The organism is Actimicrobium sp. CCI2.3, from assembly GCF_035019065.1.
Taxonomy (GTDB): Bacteria; Pseudomonadota; Gammaproteobacteria; order Burkholderiales; family Burkholderiaceae_D; genus Actimicrobium.
Genome location: NZ_JASJWR010000088.1, coordinates 1 through 826, shown reverse-complemented (window position 1 = coordinate 826; position 826 = coordinate 1). Strand labels below are relative to the sequence as shown.

1 rRNA gene is annotated in these 826 nt (G+C 49.5%); it reads left to right on the top strand.

Annotated elements, in window-relative coordinates:
* Positions 1-187 precede the first annotated feature (187 nt).
* Positions 188-826: ribosomal RNA gene (locus QN370_RS20565) — 23S ribosomal RNA — on the top strand; the annotation flags it as partial.

Sequence of the window (826 nt, the reverse complement as noted above, 5' to 3'; positions counted from 1 at the left end):
AGAGATACTGGTGGGTAGTGATTGTAATCAACAAACATGTATTCAACATGCTTGCATCTAGCTGGACCGCGCAAGCGGTTACAAAGGTGCAAGTGCATACGTAGTACTCAGTTGACTCTACACCGTCTTTGCTCACCAACTGCACTCTTCACGGAGAGTAGTTGATGAGCAGAGGTCAACGTTATAGGGACAAGTGACTAAGTGCACATGGTGGATGCCTAGGCGATATCAGGCGATGAAGGACGTAGTAGCTTGCGATAAGCTGCGGGGAGCGAGCAAACACGCTTTGATCCGCAGATTTCCGAATGGGGTAACCCGGCCTTAATGGTCATTGCAACCTGAATACATAGGGTTGCAAAGCGAACGCGGCGAACTGAAACATCTAAGTAGCTGCAGGAAAAGAAATCAACCGAGATTCCCAAAGTAGCGGCGAGCGAAATGGGAAGAGCCTGCAAGATCTAGCATGAGACATAGTGGAAGCCACTGGAAATTGGCGCCATAGTGGGTGATAGCCCCGTACACGAAATGTCTCGTGTGGAACTAAACTTGCGACAAGTAGGGCGGGACACGCGAAATCCTGTTTGAAGATGGGGGGACCATCCTCCAAGGCTAAATACTCGATATCGACCGATAGTGAACCAGTACCGTGAGGGAAAGGCGAAAAGAACCCCGGAAGGGGAGTGAAATAGATCCTGAAACCGTGTGCATACAAACAGTAGGAGCGGACTTGTTCCGTGACTGCGTACCTTTTGTATAATGGGTCAGCGACTTACATTCAGTGGCAAGGTTAACCGCATAGGGTAGCCGTAGAGAAATCGAGTCCGAA